Source organism: Paenarthrobacter sp. NPDC089714 (assembly GCF_044748905.1).
GTDB lineage: Bacteria > Actinomycetota > Actinomycetes > Actinomycetales > Micrococcaceae > Arthrobacter.
In genome coordinates this window covers 59,759-78,628 of record NZ_JBIVGX010000008.1, presented here as the reverse complement: position 1 = coordinate 78,628, position 18,870 = coordinate 59,759, and the positions used below count along the sequence as shown (strand labels likewise).

The 18,870-nt window shown below is 60.8% G+C and carries 14 protein-coding genes; 8 read left to right on the top strand and 6 right to left on the bottom strand.

Annotated elements, in window-relative coordinates:
• Nucleotides 1-100: 100 nt before the first annotated feature.
• From ACIPY3_RS14740 to ACIPY3_RS14730, 3 genes are all read left to right on the top strand, one after another.
• Nucleotides 101-478, top strand: coding sequence for a hypothetical protein (locus tag ACIPY3_RS14740; RefSeq protein ID WP_400335174.1), 378 nt, complete (start codon nucleotides 101-103; stop codon nucleotides 476-478).
• 767 nt (nucleotides 479-1,245) lie between these two features.
• Nucleotides 1,246-2,250, top strand: coding sequence for an aldo/keto reductase (locus ACIPY3_RS14735; protein WP_400335172.1), 1,005 nt, complete (start codon nucleotides 1,246-1,248; stop codon nucleotides 2,248-2,250).
• Nucleotides 2,251-2,578: 328 nt separating this feature from the next.
• Nucleotides 2,579-3,274: an aspartate/glutamate racemase family protein gene (locus ACIPY3_RS14730; protein ID WP_400335170.1), complete on the top strand. Its 696-nt coding sequence runs from the start codon at nucleotides 2,579-2,581 to the stop codon at nucleotides 3,272-3,274.
• 422 nt (nucleotides 3,275-3,696) lie between these two features.
• Here the strand turns inward: ACIPY3_RS14730 and ACIPY3_RS14725 are convergent, their stop codons facing one another.
• Nucleotides 3,697-4,452: an SDR family NAD(P)-dependent oxidoreductase gene (locus tag ACIPY3_RS14725; RefSeq protein ID WP_400335169.1), complete on the bottom strand. Its 756-nt coding sequence runs from the start codon at nucleotides 4,450-4,452 to the stop codon at nucleotides 3,697-3,699.
• 321 nt (nucleotides 4,453-4,773) lie between these two features.
• Between ACIPY3_RS14725 and ACIPY3_RS14720 the strand changes: the two genes are divergently transcribed.
• Nucleotides 4,774-5,337, top strand: a complete 564-nt coding sequence (locus ACIPY3_RS14720; RefSeq protein ID WP_400335168.1) for an Lrp/AsnC family transcriptional regulator — start codon at nucleotides 4,774-4,776, stop codon at nucleotides 5,335-5,337.
• A gap of 396 nt (nucleotides 5,338-5,733) precedes the next feature.
• On the opposite strand, the gene acs is transcribed toward ACIPY3_RS14720, so the two are convergent.
• Nucleotides 5,734-7,701, bottom strand: a complete 1,968-nt coding sequence (acs, locus tag ACIPY3_RS14715; protein ID WP_400335407.1) for an acetate--CoA ligase — start codon at nucleotides 7,699-7,701, stop codon at nucleotides 5,734-5,736.
• A gap of 510 nt (nucleotides 7,702-8,211) precedes the next feature.
• On the opposite strand from acs, the gene ACIPY3_RS14710 reads away from it, so the two are divergent.
• Nucleotides 8,212-9,390: a M24 family metallopeptidase gene (locus tag ACIPY3_RS14710; RefSeq protein WP_400335166.1), complete on the top strand. Its 1,179-nt coding sequence runs from the start codon at nucleotides 8,212-8,214 to the stop codon at nucleotides 9,388-9,390.
• 128 nt (nucleotides 9,391-9,518) lie between these two features.
• Here the strand turns inward: ACIPY3_RS14710 and ACIPY3_RS14705 are convergent, their stop codons facing one another.
• The 3 genes from ACIPY3_RS14705 to ACIPY3_RS14695 all read right to left on the bottom strand — a co-directional run bounded on the left by ACIPY3_RS14705 (nucleotide 9,519) and on the right by ACIPY3_RS14695 (nucleotide 13,779).
• Entirely contained in the window at nucleotides 9,519-10,511 is a 993-nt protein-coding gene (locus ACIPY3_RS14705; RefSeq protein WP_400335165.1) for a D-2-hydroxyacid dehydrogenase, read from the bottom strand.
• Nucleotides 10,512-10,895: 384 nt separating this feature from the next.
• Nucleotides 10,896-12,395 carry an MFS transporter gene (locus ACIPY3_RS14700; RefSeq protein WP_400335163.1) on the bottom strand — a complete coding sequence of 500 codons (1,500 nt, stop codon included), beginning with the start codon at nucleotides 12,393-12,395 and terminating at the stop codon, nucleotides 10,896-10,898.
• Nucleotides 12,396-12,570: 175 nt separating this feature from the next.
• Entirely contained in the window at nucleotides 12,571-13,779 is a 1,209-nt protein-coding gene (locus ACIPY3_RS14695; RefSeq protein WP_400335161.1) for a M24 family metallopeptidase, read from the bottom strand.
• A gap of 361 nt (nucleotides 13,780-14,140) precedes the next feature.
• Between ACIPY3_RS14695 and ectB the strand changes: the two genes are divergently transcribed.
• From ectB to ACIPY3_RS14680, 3 genes are read left to right on the top strand one after another with little or no spacing between them, the layout of a single operon-like run.
• Nucleotides 14,141-15,403 (top strand): diaminobutyrate--2-oxoglutarate transaminase, encoded by a 1,263-nt coding sequence (gene ectB, locus ACIPY3_RS14690; protein ID WP_400335160.1) that lies wholly within the window; start codon nucleotides 14,141-14,143, stop codon nucleotides 15,401-15,403.
• Nucleotides 15,404-15,414: 11 nt separating this feature from the next.
• Nucleotides 15,415-16,692 carry a Glu/Leu/Phe/Val dehydrogenase gene (locus ACIPY3_RS14685; protein WP_400335405.1) on the top strand — a complete coding sequence of 426 codons (1,278 nt, stop codon included), beginning with the start codon at nucleotides 15,415-15,417 and terminating at the stop codon, nucleotides 16,690-16,692.
• A 33-nt stretch (nucleotides 16,693-16,725) separates the two neighbouring features.
• A complete protein-coding gene (locus tag ACIPY3_RS14680; protein ID WP_400335158.1) occupies nucleotides 16,726-18,051 on the top strand; it encodes a M20/M25/M40 family metallo-hydrolase in 1,326 nt (441 codons plus the stop codon).
• 515 nt (nucleotides 18,052-18,566) lie between these two features.
• On the opposite strand, the gene ACIPY3_RS14675 is transcribed toward ACIPY3_RS14680, so the two are convergent.
• Complete coding sequence (locus tag ACIPY3_RS14675; protein ID WP_400335157.1) at nucleotides 18,567-18,869, bottom strand: hypothetical protein; 303 nt, start codon at nucleotides 18,867-18,869, stop codon at nucleotides 18,567-18,569.
• Nucleotide 18,870: the final 1 nt, after the last annotated feature.

Sequence of the window (18,870 nt, the reverse complement as noted above, 5' to 3'; positions counted from 1 at the left end):
AGATGTCTATTGACATCTAACATTGGAGGTCTAAAGTTAAGAGTATCAGAAGAAGGGGGAAGGCCCCAGTCACTTCGATCATCAGCGAGGAGTCACGGTCATGTTGGATAGCACCGATGTCGTCCGCATCTGGCAACAAGCCGGGAATCCTACGCCGGTCGCCCGCCTCAGTTTCTACGCCGAGGCGCTGACCGCACACTGCCCGATCGGCGCGTGTAGGACACTGAACGATGCGCAAGAGGACAGGGCACTCCTCGCAATGTTCCGCGTTGACCGTCCCCACGCCACCATTCCTTCCCTCCACCAGATGCCTCCCCTGGCGCTGTCCGGCTACCACCAGCTGCTCCATGAGCTCGCCCGCCAAGGACTTGGCCCCAGCGATGGACTCCACGCCCAGATCTCGGGGTTCGGGCATTTACCCGAAATCGCACCACGCCAAGGTGTGGCCATCCAGGCTTTGAATGGAGACGAACCGTGAAACGCCGCAGCCCCCGAACGGCCACCGCCCCGCAATCCATCGGGGTTGCACCCCTCCCCCTGTTGCCGGAGCCGGCGCAAGTCCGGACCAGTACGCCGGAAGCGTGGGATGTGCTCATGTTAGAACTCGACGCCGACTGCGCCTGAAGCCGAACGAACACTAGAGAAGAACAACGAAGGATCCGCGAAGAACCTTTTGCTCGTTACGTTCCAGGATCGTGAGTGGAGTATTACGGCAACGAATGGCTGATAATTTCTATTGCGCCTGTCACATGGCCCGACATTCTTCTCCTGCATGCCCAAGCACGTAGAAAGGAGCTCCGGCCAAATCTGGCGCTGAGGTCATGCGTGAACTGCGGGCAAAGCCGGGCCCATAGCCATCGAAGATCGCCGACGTTTCATGGCCAAACGCCGTGAGGTGCAGTTGGCACGGTCTCAAACGGTTCTAACGTCGCATGCTTTCGGTTGATGGTTCACTGATCCCGAAAGAAGGCAGCAAGCCTCATAGGGGAGCGTCTAGGCTACCGGGCATGGGCAGACCAGGCCGCGAGGGCCCAAAAGTTCCGCGCCGCGCGGCTTACGGCACAAGTATCCGCCTAAGCCTTTGGCGACCGTCTTACTTGCTACGATGTCATCGACGCCCTCCACCTGCCCTTTTAGGTGACAGCAAACAGATGCGGAGCTGGTCGTCGCGGCCATCGAATCATTCGGCTCGGCCTGTGTCCTGATTTCGCTGGACATCGCCAAATCAACGGAAAGAATCTCTGAGTGCAACACAGAAAACTTCGTGACCTCACAGTCTCTGCCATCGGTCTTGGGTGTATGGGCATGTCGCACATTTATACCGGTCACAAACAACCCGAGCAGGACTCCATTCGCACAATTCATCGTGCGCTGGAGCTAGGCGTGACTCACTTCGACAGCGCTGAAATCTACGGTCCCTTCGAGAATGAGGTTCTCCTGGGCAAAGCCTTAAAAGGCCGCCGAGACGGCCTTGTCATCACTTCAAAGTTTGGTCTGATGTCACATGTGGGCAATACCGGACCCCTGGATAGCTCAGCCGCAAATATTCGTGCCTCCGTGGAAGGCTCGCTTAAACGTCTGAATACCGACTACATAGACCTGTACTACCAGCACCGGGTGGACAAAACGGTACCACTGGAGGAGGTTATCGGGACGCTGGCCGAGCTCATAGCTGAGGGCAAAATACGCCACATCGGTTTGTCCGAGGCCGGCCCCGACACAATCCGTCGAGCCAACGAAATCCACCCGATAACTGCGCTGCAGTCCGAGTACTCCCTTTGGACACGGGACGGTGATGATGGCACGCTCGAGCTCCTGCAAGAGCTCGGGATAGGTTTCGTCCCCTACTCGCCCCTCGCCCGTGGATTGCTCACCGGAAAGATCCGGTCCAGAGAGCAATTTGAGGCAGACGACTGGCGACTCACCAACCCCCGCTTCCTCAACGGTGCACTGGAGATGAACTTACGCGCGCTCCAAGAAGTCGAAGCTGTGGCAGAGGAAGTCGGAGCGACTCCCGCGCAGGTCGCCTTAGCCTGGTTGTTGGCAAAGGCGGATGACTGGTCCCCGATACCCGGAACGATCCGCATCACCCATCTTGAAGAAAACGTGCAGGCGTTGGACGTCAGACTCACGCGGGAACAGCTCACGGCTCTCGAAAACGTGACCCAGCCGCAGGGAGATCACCATACCCTTTCCCAGATGGCGCTCCTCGATCGAACGAACTCACTTACCGCCTCACAGCACCTGTAGGAGTACTGCGTCCAGAGCAGAGGACACCTCCGCTTGGAGGAGATGCCGACGACTGCCAATCGAATCTATTCTGGTAGCTGGCGGGCCGGTGGTGACCGCCGGCCAAGCCTCCTAGGTCGTAACCACCGAGAATGTCAGTGTTGCCTTTCCGGCAGCCAATCAAAGTCGACGAGCGTGACCGCTGCTGGAGAGCCCGGATTGATGGGCCTGCAGCGGCACTAATGATGTCCTCAGGGGACGTATCCGCGGTGGCTCAGCACACACCAGCGTGAACAGGGCTCTATGCCAGCGAAACACCGACCGTTCCGCAAGAGAGACGAGGGAACACATGAAAAAACTAGGTCTTGTGGGCGGCACCGGCCCCGAGTCCACCGTCCTGTACTACCGGAATATCATCAGGGGTGTCGGTGACGTGCTAGGCCGGGAGACGCTTCCAAAGGTGTCCATAGACAGCCTGAGCGCCTTCGAGGTCTTCTCTTACTGTCGGGCCGGACGGTATGACGAGCTTGCCGGATACTTGCTGGAATCCTTCAAGAATCTTGCAGCAAGCGGTGCAGAGGTCGCCGCTCTCACGGGAAGCACACCCCACATCGTATTCGACAGGCTCAGATCCTCGTCCCCGGTTCCGCTCGTCAGCGCCATTGACGTAACCCGCGATGAAGCCCAAACCAGAGGACTCAGCAAAGTAGGCCTCCTCGGCACCGAATTTACGATGAGAAGTGGTTTCTTCACCAAAGCTTTGATCGATGCCGGTATCCATGCAGTGGTTCCCCTTCCGTCAGAAATAGCTTTCGTTCACGAGAAAATCTCAAGCGAGCTGGAGCACGGAGTCGTGACATCCGAGACCCGCGAAGCCTTCATTTCAATAATCGAAACCATGCGGAAAAGGGACGGAATCGAACAGGTCATTCTGGGCTGCACTGAGTTGCCGCTCATACTGAACAATGCGGTGAGCCCGCTTCCCTGCCTGGACACAGCTGAACTGCACATACATGCGCTCATCAAGGAAATCATCGGGGACTGACAGTCAAGAGACACGCCACCGACCTGGCCCTAGGATGTCCGTCCTGGGCACGCAAGAGCATTGAACTGAAGGGTGGGCTGAGAGCACCGCGTGCTGAGCATGGTCAAACGTTTGATCGGTTACCCATGCTTCGATCGAACTCCTGGTGGGAAGTTCCCTTGGACGTGGCTTGCTTGTTCTCGCTTTACTTCCGGATCTGGACGGTGCAGGTGATTCCCCAGCGAACGTCGGCATGGGTTTTGGCGGCTCCAGAGATGGCGGCGGCGGCTTCTGGAACCGTCCGGAGCTTGTCAAAGCCAGCCATCGAGACCGCTCTGACGGTGGATCCGCGTCCGGGAGGGACGTTGCGCGCTGCCTGCTTGCCCGGGGTTCTTTGCTCCGCCGATGAACAGGGCGGTGACGTTCATGTTCGGATCGTGGGTCTAGCGGACATAGCTTGCTCCGTTGATGTCGATGGTTGTTCCTGTTGCGTGCTTCGCGAGACCGGTGGCCAGGAACGCGATGACGTTGGCGATGTCCTGGGGCTGGGCTACCTCACCCAGACCCGTCATCGCGGCTGCGGCGGAAATACCAACCGTGTCACGGAAGACGTGGTTAAGAGAGGTGTCGACATAACCGGGAGCGATGGCGAAGGCGGTGACCCCGTGGCGGCCGTTCTGGCGTGCGATGGTGCGCGTCATGGCCACGACACCGGCTTTGGCCGCGGCGTAGTGCCAATAGTCAGGGTCCTCGCCGCGGAACGCCGCACGGGACGCAAGATTGATGATGATGCCGCCCTTGTCCTGCTCCGAATAGGTCGTCACCGCTTCCTTGCAGAGAACGGCAGGGGCCTTCAGATTCACGGCCAGAGACAAGTCCCACACGGCCACCCAGTCCTCAAGATGGGCATCGATCGGCGCAGGTGGGTAGATTCCGGCGTTGTTCACCAGGACATCGATGCGGCCGTGTATGGCCAACGCGTCGGCCCACAGGCGTTCGGTTTCCTTGGCGTCTGCAAGATTGGCGGTCAGCGTCGTCGCTGCGCGGCCCAATTCGTTCGCGAGGGCCTCCACGGCCTCGGCGTTGACGTCATGGAGGATGACATCGCCGCCACCGGCGACGATGGTCCGGGCGACGGCGGAACCGATACCGCCCGCAGCGCCGGTAACGAGAACAATCTGACCATCAAGACTCGTCATAGAACAACCTTTCGCTGAAACTCATACATAAAGTATAACTGGCATGATTATTATCATTTGATAACATCGTAGAGATATTTCTTGCCATACGTCAATCCTTTGAGATTTATTCTTTGCAGGAGAGTCTTCGAATCGGGAAGTCGTTGGGGGACTTAATGATGGATCTCAAGACAGAGGGAGATCTAGAGTGGCGCCAGCTTCCGGCCCGGTCGGGCGCATTTCGTTTGTAAGAATCGATGGGCTGATATCTTGCAATCGCGTCTGGGTGGGCTAGATTCGTTGAAGACCGTAAATTCAGAGTCCTATGGCCAGGAGGCACCAATGACTCCCCCATCCCCCAGCACCATGGGCGCCGCTCTATCCCGCGTGCGCCAGGTTGCCGCACCTGCTGTGGACCCCATACCCCTCGACGATCTGGATCTGGCGATCCTGAAGGAGTTGATTGCAGACGGTCGGGCCTCGCAGCGTACGCTGGCGACGACGCTGCGGGTCTCGGCGCCGACAATCGGGGAAAGAATGGCCCGGCTGGAGAGAAGCGGTGTCGTCACTGGTTATTCAGCGCAGATCGACTGGGCCGCTGTGGGCTTTACTGAAACTGTGTACCTGTCCATCACCGCCTCAGAAGGCAGCGACGTTGCCGACATGATGGCTCAACTCTGGGAGATCCCCGAGGTGCAGGACGTCAACATGGTCACTGGAGACCTGGACCTGCTTGTTCGCATACGGGTCCGCGACAACAACCATATGCGGGCCCTCTTGCTGGACAAGATCTGGCAAATCCCTGGAACTCAGGGGACGTCCACAATGACAACCGTGGCAGAGATGCCGGCCAAGGCCTTTGCCCATGATCTGATTGCCCAGTTGCAGGGCATAAACGTCGGATAGCCCTAGACCGCCTGCTTGGTGCTCAGTGTCTTCCGGTCGATGAGCGCATTCCGCGGTGGCACGATACACCGCACAACGCTGCAGCGTTGTGACTGGCGGGAGGGGGCCCACCCAGAAGCTTCGTCTGGCCGACGCAGCAGGAACGGCGCAGTGGACGGCATGACGGATGAAGAGTCTGCAGTTTGGAGCCGGGGTGGTGCACCGGCGGAATGTGAGTGTTTGCAGAGAACGCCAGCCGCCTCGCGTCGGATGCACCGCACACGTCTGTGGCAGTCAGGCTGGGTTCCAAAAGTTAGCGGCGTGCCTGGGTCCGGGAAGAGGGGCCGGCGACTTCCATCCAGAACCCGACGGGTTGGGTGGGCCAATGGAGGCGCCACCCAACCGCTGGTCACCCCATCATGGCGTGTTTACCGATTCTCGGATGGCGTAAAGGACCCTGGCGTCAACGATCGTGGACGTGTCTCCCAGGTCGCGGCGCTCTGCGACGTCGCGAAGAAGACGTCGCATGATCTTTCCAGAGCGGGTTTTCGGCAGTTCGGGAACTACGGCAAGCTGCTTGGGCCTGGCAATGGGACTGATTTCTTTTGCCACCTGATCCTTGAGTTCCGCGACCAGTTGCGGTCCGGCATTTTCGAAGCCCTCACGGAGAATGACGAAAGCGTGAATCCCTTGCCCAGTCGTAGCATCTGCTGCTCCCACAACGGCGGCCTCCGCTACTGCCGGATGGTTTACGAGCGCCGATTCGACCTCGGCGGTCGAGATGCGGTGCCCGGAGACGTTCATGACGTCGTCAACCCGCCCGAGGACCCAAAGCGCCCCGTCTGAGTCGTATTTGGCACCGTCTCCGGCGAAGTACCAACCCTGATCGGAATAGGTGGACCAGTAGGTCTCCCGGAATCGTTCCATATCGCCCCATATGCCGCGGAGCATGGAAGGCCAAGGCTCGTCGAGCACCAGATAGCCGGGCTCATTAACACCCACTGGTTCCCCGTTGTCGTCGACGATTTTCGCCGAGATGCCAGGGATCGGGGCCATGGCGGACCCCGGTTTTGCCGCCGTGATTCCCGGCAACGGTGAGATCATGATCGTGCCCGTTTCCGTTTGCCACCAGGTGTCCACGATGGGCGCCTTGCCTCGCCCAATGACTTCGTAGAACCAGCGCCAGGCTTCCGGGTTGATGGGTTCCCCGACGGACCCCAACAACCTGATGCTGGACAGATCGTGAGCGTCTGGTAGCTCGCGTCCCCACTTCATGAACGTCCGCACCAGCGTGGGTGCGGTGTAGTAGATAGTTACCCCGTATTTGGCGATGATTTCGAAGTGGCGGTGGCCATCCGGGAAATTGGGTGTGCCTTCATAGAGAACCTGGGTGGCGCCGTTGGACAGGGGGCCATAAACGATATATGTGTGTCCGGTGATCCAACCGATGTCCGCGGTGCACCAATACACGTCCGTGTCTGGTTTGTGGTCGAAGACGTTGTGGTGTGTGTACGACGCTTGGGTGAGGTAGCCACCTGATGTGTGGACGATGCCCTTGGGCGTTCCGGTCGTCCCTGAGGTGTAAAGGATGAACAACGGGTGCTCGGCATCGAAGGCTTGCGCGCGGTGTTTGGCAGGAGCCTTGGCGACGGTATCGTGCCACCAAAGGTCGCGACTGGAGTCGAACTGGATGTCGGCCCCGGTACGGCGGACCACGAGCACGTGTTCAACGGATAGGGCACCGGAAACAGCTTCGTCCACGGCTGGCTTGAGGGGCGCTGCCTTGCCCCTCCGCCACTGCCCGTCAGCGGTAACGACGAGCTTTGCTTGTGCGTCCTCAATGCGTGAACGTAACGCGCCGGCCGAAAAGCCCGCGAATACAACAGAATGTGTCAGGCCGAGTCTTGCGCAGGCCAGCATGGTCACGATTGCTTCCGGAATCATGGGCATGTAGATAGCAACCCTGTCGCCAGCCTTCAGTCCAAGTGCCGTGAAGGTATTCGCGGCCTTGCAGACCTCAGAGAGCAGATCGTTGTAGGTCAGATCCCGAGTGTCACCGGGCTCCCCCTCAAAATGAATAGCGACGCGGTGGCCGTTCCCTTTCAGGACGTGCCGGTCGAGGCAGTTGTATGCGACGTTCAGCCGGCCGCCGACGAACCAGTTAGCCACGGGCGCATCTGACCAGTCCAGAACCTCGGAGTACGGAGTTTCCCATTGGAGTCGCTCCGCCTGTGCGCCCCAGAATGCAAGGCGGTCAGCGGCCGCCGCTGCCTGAAGTTCCGTGCCTGCATTGGCAGATGCCGAAAAAACAGGGCTGGGCGCGTAGGAATCAGGAAATTCCTCCGGAATCACCGACTTCGATCCGTTCGATTGCGCTTCGGTCATGATGGACTCTTCCTCCGAATGAGAATGCTGGGGAGCGCCTGGCAACTGTCCGGAAGCACAATCCGGTCCAGAGTGGCGCCAATCACGTTCATCAATATCATAATACATACTATGTATCTTGGTGAGGTTGGGCTTGAACGAAAAAAGTGCCCTGAGAGCGGCGTCAATCGCGGCACCTGCCGGAAAGTCCACTCCCGGGCCGCCGCCCCAACCTAGTTGGATGAGGCGCGTGGGCTGGGGGTCGCCGCACCGAAGAATGCGCCCACCGTTACGGGCGGCTGAATGGCGCCAGGCCCTGCCTGGGTGGAATGCCAAGCGTGCGGGACCGGCCTCCCATGGCGCAGGAACCGCCGGAGCGTCAGGCGGAAATTCATGGTATGTATTATGATCAAAGAGGCGTGATCAGCGCCACTCTTCATCCGGCCGATCCTGCTGATCAGTATCCGTCGGGAAGGACGCGCGCCCGCGGAAAGGATCCGGGCGCGAGATTGGTCATGAAGGAGATCAACAATGACAAAGGGACTCTTCTCCAGGGAAGAATACAAACAGCGGATTGAACGGACGCAAAAGAAGATCGCCGAGCTCGGTGCCGACTATCTGGTGGTTCCAGATCCGGCAAACATCTTCTATCTCACCGGTTTTGACGCATATTCCTTCTACAACCCGCAGTTGTTGCTGGTGCCACGCGATGGAGCCCTTGCCTTCTTTTGCCGCGGTAGTGACGCCTCCAGCGCCTGGCTTGCGGCCGAGTTGGATGAGGACCAGGTCTTTGGCTACTCGGACACCTACGTCCAGAAGCCGGATGTGCACCCCATGGATTGGGTTGCACAGACTATACGTCCGTGGCTGCCTCCGAAGGCTGTTGTCGCCGTCGAATCTGAAGCTGCGTTCTACACTCTGCGCGCCCACCGGGCGCTCGTCGAGGGGCTGGGCGGAAGCGCCAAAGTGGTTGAGGTGCCGAACGTCATTAACCGGTTGCGGGCGGTTAAGAGCCCTGCTGAAATCAGCTTGATGCGGGATGCCGGAAAGATTACCGGCAGTATGTTTGAGGCGGCCTTCGGATCCATCCGTCCAGGCGTCCGCGAATGCGACGCTGCTGCGGAGATCTACGCGGCGCAGCTGCGTGGCGTCGAGGGGGCGGGCGGAACGTACTCGGCCATTCCTCCACTCCTGATGGCGGGGGAAAACACCTCCTTCCCCCACGTACCTTGGTCTGACAGGCCCTTCGCGGACAATGACCCCATTGCGCTGGAGATCGCCGGGAGCCGTTACCGCTACCACGTTCCTCTGACCCGCACGCTGCACACCGGAAAACCCCCGGCCGAACTGCAGAAGCTTTCAGAAATCGTCGGTGAGGGGCTTGAGGCGGCGCTGGCTGCTATCCGGCCAGGCGCAGAGTGCCAGGATCCAGCCCTCGCCTGGACGGCGGTCATCGAACGGTATGGCCTGTCGAAGAGCACCCGGGTGGGCTACCCCATCGGTCTGGGCTTCCCGCCGGACTGGGGCGAGCAGACCATGAGCTTCCTCGCGGGGGATCACACGCCCCTTGAAGTCGGGATGACGTGGCATGTGATGATCGGTATGTGGTTGGACACAGGTGGCTACAGCATCTCCGAAACGGTGCTGGTCACGGAGAACGGCGCCGAATGCCTTGCCAACGTTCCTCGCGGACTCCTCACCGTCGGCTAAGGGCCATCTTCCTGTCCCGTGAAGTGTCTGGCCCTTGAGGATCCACCCCCGCGGTGGCCCCTGGCGCCCCGACGCTTTCGGCGAACGGCCGCTCCGGGGTTCCCCGGGGCGGCCGTCGCGTGTTGGGATCAGCGGTCTCCCCGATGAACCGTTGTTTGCCGCACGTAACCCAGCACCTTGTCGACTTCGTGAGGGAACTCTTGTCCAGCGAGGAAACGACGCACATTCAACAGGAACTGATCAGCCAAGGCCTGTCGCCAGCCATGGACGTCTCCGGACATATGGGCCGAGACGCTGACGTTATCAAGAGACCAGAAACGATGTCCGGAGGGCAACGGCTCTTCGGAGAAAACGTCCAGCGACGCGTGGCCAATAGCTCCCACGCTCATCGTTTCGATCAGGGCCTTTTCGTCGACCAGGCGGCCCCTCCCAACGTTGATGAGATGCGCAGTGGGCTTCATGGCCGCGAGGACGTCCCTGGCGATGAGATTGGTGGTTTCCGCCGTCAGAGGTGCGGCGAGGACAATGGTGTCTGCCCAGGGGGCATGGGCGGCAAGCTCCGAACTGGCAAACACGCTACCGAAGTCCGGGTCCTGCTCTCGTGCCCGCCTGCCGACGCCCCTGACATCGATGCCCACCGCCTTGAGCAGTTGGGCGGTTACCCGACCGATCCCACCAGTTCCCACGATCAACGCACTCGATCCCTCAGTGCGGGTCAGCTCACGGTGTTCCCACTTCCCTTGACGCTGCAGGCTCTTGCTGGCGTGCAGTTGTTTGTCGTGCGCCAGGATGGACGCCAGCACGAACTCAGCGATAGGACGGTCGAAGACGCCATGGGCGTTGGTGACCGTTACGTTCGAGTTGCGCAGTCCATCAAACAAGACGGCATCGACGCCTGCGGCGGCGACGTGGATCCATTTAAGGTCCCCGCGGTCAGGCCAGGCTTTCTCAAGGGCTGTAGAGAAAAAATCCCAGACCAGCAGAATGTCGGCTTCCTTGAGTGCTTGGCTCAGGTTGGTTTTGTCGGTCAGAGTGACCTCGGAGACCTGCGAGAGAGCATCCAGATTGTGCGGTGGGGGTACGTGCTCTGCAGTTAGGACGGCGATACGCGGACTAGTCACGGTGCCTCTGTTCTGCTCAAGTTGCGGCTATAGGCATCGGTTGGTAGGGATGTGGTGGCGAGCTGGGCGAGGTCGGCGATGACTGCCGTGATGCGGTCCTCCCGCGCGGACGGGCTCATTGATCGGCCTCGTCGTGGATTCCGGCGGGCGGGCCGGGGCGTTGAGGCTGATGCCGACGATGCTGGTCTTCGACTGTCTTGCAGGGGGTCAAAAAACAGTGGTGGCCCTGAGAACTCGGGCAGAGTTACCCCTTCGCTCATGATGTTGCCTCCAATGCAGGCGTTGTGGAGATTGGGTTTGGTGAGAGTCAGCCCGCGCAGGAGAACCAACGACGGGACCCCCTGTTCCCAGGGGGTCCCGTCGTTCACTGCGCTGAGGATAAGGTCACGATCCCTGATTCTCGGACACGCTTTGGTGGCGTCGCGCTTCCTGCAGGACCGGAATCGGGCCGGTTCGGTTGATGCGGCCGATGAGCTCTTCGCCCGCCGCGATGCGCGCCTCGTCGTCGGAACCTGGAATTTGCGTTCCCCGAAGGGATCGGCCGGCGGTTTCGTTGAAGGTAAGGACGGCGACGAGGCCGATCAGGCCCGCGACGGCGAGGTAGATACCCGGCATGATGGTGATGCCGGTCTGCTGGATCAGCCACTGCACAGCCAAGCCTGCAGTTGCACCGAAGATTGCGGTGGCAACGTTGTAGCCGAAACCGAATCCGGTGTACCGGACGTTGGTGGGGAACAGGGCCGGCAGTGTGGCAGAGATATTGGAGCACAGGGTCACAAGGAGCAGGCCCAGAATGCCGATGCCAAGACCTTCCAGCAGCGCGTTTCCCACTCCCATCAGCATGATGGCTGGGATCGAAAGGACGGTGAACCCGACGGCTGCACCGATGAGGACGGGCCGTCGTCCGATGCGGTCACTCAATGCGCCCAAAGGAACGATGACGACCATCATCAGTACCTGGATCCCAACGAGCATAAGGCCTGCGCCCGCTTCGTCCTGGCCCAAGGAGCCGGAAAGATACGTCGGCATGTACGTCAGTACAAGGTAGAAAGCCACGTTGAGCATGATCACGAAGCCGGTGAGCTTCAGCACTTGGGCCGGGTAGTGGCGAATAAGGTCAGCGAGAGCCTTGACAGGCGTTTCGGTCTTGCCGGCCTTTTTGATTTCGGTGAACACCTCCGGTTCGCTGAGAGAACGGCGCATCCAGAGCCCGAGCACACCCAGGGGAAGACAAATGAGGAAAGGCACGCGCCACCAGAAATCGATCATGCCCTGCTCTCCAACAACCAGCGTGAGACTGGTGCATAGGATTGCGGCGGCGCAATAGCCGGCGAGGGTACCGAATTCCAGGAACGAACCGTAGAAGCCGCGCCGGTTGTCCGGGGCGTGTTCGGACATGAAGACCGCAGCGCCTGCATATTCGCCGCCCGCGGAGAACCCTTGAATGATCCGCAGGCCGAACAGGAGGAACGGGGCAAGGAGTCCGATGTCTTGCGCGGTGGGAAGGACACCAATGGTGGCGGTGGAGATCGAGATGATGAGGATGGTGATCAGCAGGACCTTCTTCCGTCCAATCTTGTCACCGAGTGATCCGAGGACTATGCCGCCCAGAGGGCGGAGCAGGAAAGAGATGGCAAAGCCTGCCAGAGCGAACAGTCGTTGGGACGTGGGGTCTTCGGAGAAGGGTTCGAAGAAGTGGAACCCGATGTAGAGCGTCAGGTATCCGTAGACACCGTAATCGAACCACTCGAGGGCGTTGCCGAGTGCTGAGCCCGCGACTGCCTTGCGCGCGCTGCGTCGTTGTTCGGGGGACAGTTCGGATTCGCGGGTGCGAGCGGGCAACTCGGCAAGTGCTGCCTTGTTTGGGTCTGGGGTTGTGTTCATCGGAGCTTTCCTTCCGGCCGGGCCGCGGGGTGCGGTTCGGCATTGAACTTGGAGCTGGCAGGTCTCGGCTGCCGTTTCCGTCGTCGTTGACGGCCTTTGGGTGCAGCCTCCGGTACCGCTCCAGGAGGGTGGTCTATGGCGGGCTGCCGGGCGCCCAAGCGCCCGGCAGCTCGTATCAGGACTGCGTCAGCAGTTCCCTGCTGGCAGGGCGGTGGATCATTTCGCGCGGAGCGTGGGTCAGGAGTTCGACGCCGTTTTCAGCTACCCGGAGGGACTCGCTGAATTCGACGCCCATGCCGTCAAACCACATGCCTGCGATGAAGTGGAACGTCATGTTCGTCTGGAGGACGGTCGTGTCCTCGCGGCGGATGCTGACGGTTCCTTCGCCCCAGTCCGGCGGGTAGCCGATACCGATCGAGTAGCCAAGACGTGAGTTCTTTGCGAGGTCGTGCTTGGCGAGGAAGGACCAGTAGACACTGGCTACTTCACCAGCGGTGGCGCCGGGGCGGACCGCGTCAATGGCAAGCGTGAGGCCCTCGGTGGTCAGTTTGGAAAGACGCTCGAGCTCAGCCGGGACCGAGCCAACGGCAACCGACCTGGCCAGTGGTGCGTGGTAACGCTGGTGCGCGCCTGCGATCTCAATGGTCACGGTCTCGCCGGCCACGAACGGCCTCGGAGTCCATGTCAGGTGTGGAGTATCGGCTCCTTCACCTGTTGGCAGCATGGGAACGATAGACGTGTAGTCACCGTCGATTCCATCAACACCGGAGATCTGGGCATGGGAGATAGCGGCGGCAACCTCGTGCTGCGGTACGCCGGCCGCGATGGCTTCGGTTGCAACAGCCATGGTGTGGGTCGCGAGTCGTCCGGCTTTGCGCATCAAAGCGATTTCGGCGTCGGACTTGACGAGACGGAGCCAGTTGACAAGCCCGTGACCGTCGACCAGCTCCCACTCGGGGAGGCCCTGCTGAAGCGCAAGGTATGAGCGCACCGAGAAGAAGTGCGCATCGCCCTCGATCGCCACCCGGCCTCCCGCCAGCCGCTGGACCCATCCGCTGTCCCGCAGGTACTGAGCGGCCCACTGGTTCGGATGGATGTCCTTCCGGTGAACGGTGTGCTCGGGGTAGCCGACAATCTCCTCGCGGGAGAGGTGCGCCGTACGGTGCGCGCCGTGGGCGTCCGACTCCCGGCTGATGAATACGGTCCTGGCGTCGTCCGCAGCAATCAGCAGGAACTGCGGCATGTAGAACGACCAGGCGTTGTAGCCGGTGAGGTAGTAGAGATTGGCAGGATCGGCCACGATCAGGGCGGCGAAGCCCTGCTCCCTGGCAGTGGCGGCGGCGCGTTCGCGACGCAGGCGATACTCGTTGGTATCGAACGGCATGGTGCTTCCTTACTCAAATAGAAAACAATCGTCGAGACCCTAAGGCCCTGCTAAAACCCTCCCCAAAACGGGTTTGATAGGTAATAGATGTGATGAATATTACTGCTGTAGAAGCTTCGCGCATAGACCCTTGAGTGATTTTTCTTACATCCACTTGGCGTGAGTGGTGGTTTGTCTGGGAGAGGGGTCGACAAGCGAAAGATCTTATGTATTATGAAAGATGTGTGGTGGTGATCATAGAAGCTCCGCCCAGTGCGCCGGCACGAACCGGCATTTGGCGGGCAGGGAAACTGCACCACCGACATCAACAAACCGCCGCGCAGAACTAATCGTCAGCGCCCACAAACTTGGGAGATAACCAGTGACTCTAGAGATCTTCGACCGTCTCGAATCCGAAGTTCGCGGATACATCCGTTCCTTCCCCATCGAGCTCACGTCCGCTACGGGCACGACGCTGGTCGCCGCCGACGGCACCGAGTACCTCGACTTCTTCGCGGGCGCAGGTGTGCTGAACTACGGACACAACCACCCCGAACTGAAGAAGGTGCTGCTTGACTACATCGCAGCAGACAAGATCACCCATGGTCTTGACCTCGCCACGACAGCAAAGCGCGAGTTCATGGAAGCCTTTGAGCAGTACATCCTCAAGCCCCGCGGCCTGAAGCATAAGATCCAGTTCACGGGCCCGACCGGCACGAACGCCGTTGAGGCAGCCCTGAAGCTCGCCCGCCAGGCCAAAGGCCGCGCCAATATTGTCGCTTTCACCAACGCTTTCCACGGTGTTTCGGTGGGATCGCTTGCCGCTACGGGCAACATCAAGTTCCGCGACGCCGCAGGCGCCCCGCTGCCGAACATCACCCGTCTGCCCTACGACGGCTACATCGACGGTCTGGACTCGCTGGACCTCTTTGAAAAGATGCTCAACGACCCCTCCAGCGGTCTGGACAAGCCGGCAGCCGTCATCCTCGAGCCCGTTCAGGGCGAAGGCGGAATCATTGCCGCCAGCATCCCGTTCCTGCAGCGGCTGCGTGAAATCACCGAACAGCACGACATCCTCCTGATCCTGGACGAAATCCAGGCGGGCGTGGGCCGGACCGGCACGTTCTTCGCTTTTGAGGCCGCCGAGATCATCCCTGACCTCATCACCGTCTCCAAGTCGATTTCCGGTTACGGTCTTCCGATGGCCATCCTGCTGCTGAAGCCTGAGATCGATGTGTGGACTCCGGCAGCCCACAGCGGCACGTTCCGCGGAAACAACCTCGCCTTCGCTACCGGTAAGCGTGCGCTGGAACTCTTCTGGGCAGATGACTCCTTCCAGAAAGAGATTGCCCGCAAGTCGGAGAACCTCCAGGCAGGACTTGAAGGATTCATCGCGGATTATCCCGAACTGAACCTCACGACCCGTGGTCGCGGCTTCATGCGCGGCATTGTCCCGGCAAACGATCTCACGTGGGCCGGCCGTGTCGCCGCCGAAGCGTTCAAGCGTGGACTGATCATCGAGACCTCCGGCGCCCACGGTGAGGTGCTGAAGTTCCTCATCGCCCTCAACATCGAGGACGCCGAGCTCGAACGCGGTCTTGCGATCCTGCGCGAGTGCATGGCCGCAGTCAGCGCCGCGGCGTAGTGATCAACAGCATGGCCAGCGGACCCGAAACCGCTGGCGGCGTCGAGGCGGTCTCCCCTCTCGACGCCGCGCAGGATCAGCTGCGCGTGGCCAGTGACTTCCTGGGCCTGGACAGCGGCGTCCGGGCCCTGCTCGCCCAACCGCGCCGAGAGGTCACGGTGAGCGTACCGTTGAGGCATGACGATGGCCATGTCTCCGTCTTCGTCGGCCACCGCGTCCAGCACAACCTGGACCGGGGGCCGGCGAAGGGCGGGGTGCGATTCTCACCGCACGTCAACCTTGACGAGGTGCGGGCCCTGGCCATGTGGATGACCTGGAAATGTGCGCTGCTGAACATTCCGTACGGCGGCGCCAAGGGCGGTGTGGCCGTAGACCCACGACAGCTGAGCCTGGCGGAACTCGAACGCGTCACTCGCCGCTACACCAGCGAACTCGTTGGCGTCATAGGCCCGGAGCGGGACATTCCTGCCCCCGACATCGGCACCGACGAGCAAACGATGGCCTGGATGGTTGACACCATCTCCGTCGACCGCGGCTACACCGTCCCGGGAGCTGTCACCGGCAAACCGATCGCGATCGGCGGCTCGCCGGGCCGGTCCATTGCCACCTCGCTCGGCGTCGTCCAGATCGCCTTGGCCGCGCTATGGGACCGCGGAATCGAACCCCGGCATGCCTCTGCCGCCGTCCAAGGCTTCGGAAAGGTGGGCCGCGGCGTGGCCCTACAGCTCCATGAAGCAGGAGTGAAGGTCGTGGCCGTTTCCGACCAATATGGAGCCATCCACAACGCGGCCGGCCTCGACATTGAAGCGGTTGCCACCCATGTGGACCTGACCGGCAGCGTCGTTGACTACCCCGGCGGTGACCCCGTGGAAGGGCACGAGCTCCTAGAACTGGATGTCGACCTGCTGGCGCCCTGCGCCATCGAAGGTGTGCTCACCGGCGCGAACGCACACCAGGTCTCAGCCAAAATCATCGTGGAAGGCGCCAACGGCCCCACAACCCCTGAGGCCGACACAATTCTCCAGGATCGCGGAATCACCGTAGTCCCAGACATCCTGGCAAACGCCGGCGGAGTCGTGGTCAGCTACTTCGAATGGGTCCAAGGCAACCAGGCCTACTGGTGGACAGAACGGGAAGTTGAAACCAGGCTCCGCAGCCACATGATCGGCGGGTGGGAGCTGGTTCGCGCCGAGGCCCAACGAACCTCCCGCACGTTCCGTGAAACGGCCACCTCCATCGCTGTCGCACGGGTTGCCGAAGCGCACCGCGTCCGAGGCTTGTACCCGTGAGTCCCCAACCTCCATGCCTTGAAAGGAAATGACATGACACTGACCCAGCAACCCCCGGTGCTTCGCGCCACGGGTGAAGAAGAGGTCTGCAGGCTGACCTCCGAGCTGATCAAGATCGATACGACCAACCATGGGTCAGGGAAGTCCGTCGGCGAACGTGCGGCGGCCGAGTACGTAGCCGCACTGCTTGCAGAGGTCGGTATCGAATCGAAGTTCTATGAGCTGGAGCCCGGACGAACCAACGTGATTGCCCGCTGGAAGGGCCTGGATTCGGACCTTCCCGCGCTCCTGCTTCACGGACACCTGGACGTCGTGCCCGCGGACCCCACGGAATGGAGCGTGGATCCGTTCGGTGGCGTCATTAAGGACGGCATGATCTGGGGGCGCGGCGCCGTCGACATGAAGAACATGGTTGCGATGATCCTGGCGTCTGTGCGGGAACTCGTGGCTGAAGGATTCACTCCGAACCGCGACATCATCCTCGCCTTCCTCGCTGACGAGGAAGACAACTCGAATTTCGGATCCCGGTGGCTTGTCAAAGAACACCCGGAGGTCTTCGCCGGCGCCGACGTGGCGATCAGTGAGGTCGGCGGCTACTCCGTGGACATCAACGGGCGACCGGTCTTCATGGTCCAAACCGGAGAAAAGGGTATCTTGTGGCTGCGGCTCCACAGCCGCGGACGCGCCGGACATGCTTCGCAGCTCAACGACGAGAACGCAATCCTCAAACTGGCCGAGGCATTGGTCCGAATCGGCGGCGAACCTTGGCCTGTCACGCTAACAGCCACCACGTCCCGGCTGCTGGAAGAACTGAAGGACATTGCCGGATTCGACCCGGACACAGATCCTGTAGAGGTCTTCAATTCCACCGGTACATGCGCCCCGTTCGTTGTGCCGGGCCTGATGAATGTTGCCAACTCGACCATGATCGAGGGTGGTTACAAACAGAATGTCATCCCCAGTGACGCTACCGCGCTGATCGACGTCCGTGTGCTCCCAGGTCAGCGTGACGAAGTTCTGGAACGCGTCCGAACGCTGGCCGGCCCGCATGTGGAAGTCGTGGTCGAAGACGACGTGGCTGCCATCGAGACGACTTTCGATGGACAAATCATCGAAGCGATCAAATCCAGCATCGCCCGGTTCAGGCCTGATGCCAGGGTGGTGCCGTACCTGATGCCGGCAGGTACGGATAACGCCATGCTCGCGGAGATCGGTATCCGCGGTTTCGGGTTCGTTCCCCTGCTGCTCCCCGATGGATACGACTTCCCTGCCATGTTCCACGGTGCCGACGAGCGTGTACCACTGGATGCTCTCGTCTTCGGCCAGGCAGTTCTTACCGACTTGATCCGCACCTACTAGAAACTCCCAAAGAGGGGGTGGGGGCTTCTTAGTGAAGGCCCCACCCCCTCTTGGCGTTTAGACCTCAGGCTTTTGATTCGAAGCAAATAAGACCTTGGCGGCATGCCTGATGGCCTCCACGCTGTAGATGGGCGGGGACCTCTCAGCACGGGCCCGGCTGCGTACCCCGGTGACGGACAAAGCCCACAAAGACACACTTCGATGCTTGAAGCGACGGCTGGACTCAGCCACAGATACAAAGCCGCGAAGATCCCAGCGCCAGCTGACGGACACAAGGACCCGGCCGTCATGTGCCCAGCCCGTGTAGGACCCGCTTGAGTCCGGAGATGACGCGCCGCCACGGCTGGTGGGATTATTTGCAGAAGGCCGGTGCCCTGCTGCTGCAGACGTGCAGCGGTGATAAACCAGTCAAACCCGAGCCCCGGGGTCCGCCTGGTCATTCGACGAGCCGGCTGAGGATTCCCCCGGGGCGGTCCAGTAGACTGCCTGGCGGCAGAAACCCGATTACTGGGAGATCAGTCGTAGGAAGCACCCGGAGTCGACTCCACCCAGATGACAAAGCCGTCCGCTTTCCCGAGATACTTACGGGTCCTCTCAACGTCCCCCGCAAGCCATACAGCACTACCATCGGGCATTGCGTCGTCCACAATCCCGCTGCGGTAATGGCCGCCGTCCCTTCGGACCTCAACAAATGCCCCCCGAAGGGATTCCCATTCGGGGGCGACATGCATCCCTACGCCGGCACTCGGGAGCATCTCGTGGCGCCCCAAGTCGCTCTCCTGGATAACGGGATTCACGGTGTTGTTGACTGAGTTCATG

Coding starts and splice junctions, on each gene's coding strand:
- ACIPY3_RS14740 (WP_400335174.1), top strand. CDS start 101: ATGTTGGATAGCACCGATGTCGTCCGCATCTGGCAACAAGCCGGGAAT.
- ACIPY3_RS14730 (WP_400335170.1), top strand. CDS start 2,579: ATGAAAAAACTAGGTCTTGTGGGCGGCACCGGCCCCGAGTCCACCGTC.
- ACIPY3_RS14725 (WP_400335169.1), bottom strand. CDS start 4,452: ATGACGAGTCTTGATGGTCAGATTGTTCTCGTTACCGGCGCTGCGGGC.
- ACIPY3_RS14720 (WP_400335168.1), top strand. CDS start 4,774: ATGACTCCCCCATCCCCCAGCACCATGGGCGCCGCTCTATCCCGCGTG.
- acs (WP_400335407.1), bottom strand. CDS start 7,701: ATGACCGAAGCGCAATCGAACGGATCGAAGTCGGTGATTCCGGAGGAA.
- ACIPY3_RS14710 (WP_400335166.1), top strand. CDS start 8,212: ATGACAAAGGGACTCTTCTCCAGGGAAGAATACAAACAGCGGATTGAA.
- ACIPY3_RS14700 (WP_400335163.1), bottom strand. CDS start 12,395: ATGAACACAACCCCAGACCCAAACAAGGCAGCACTTGCCGAGTTGCCC.
- ACIPY3_RS14695 (WP_400335161.1), bottom strand. CDS start 13,779: ATGCCGTTCGATACCAACGAGTATCGCCTGCGTCGCGAACGCGCCGCC.
- ACIPY3_RS14685 (WP_400335405.1), top strand. CDS start 15,415: ATGGCCAGCGGACCCGAAACCGCTGGCGGCGTCGAGGCGGTCTCCCCT.
- ACIPY3_RS14680 (WP_400335158.1), top strand. CDS start 16,726: ATGACACTGACCCAGCAACCCCCGGTGCTTCGCGCCACGGGTGAAGAA.
- ACIPY3_RS14675 (WP_400335157.1), bottom strand. CDS start 18,869: ATGAACTCAGTCAACAACACCGTGAATCCCGTTATCCAGGAGAGCGAC.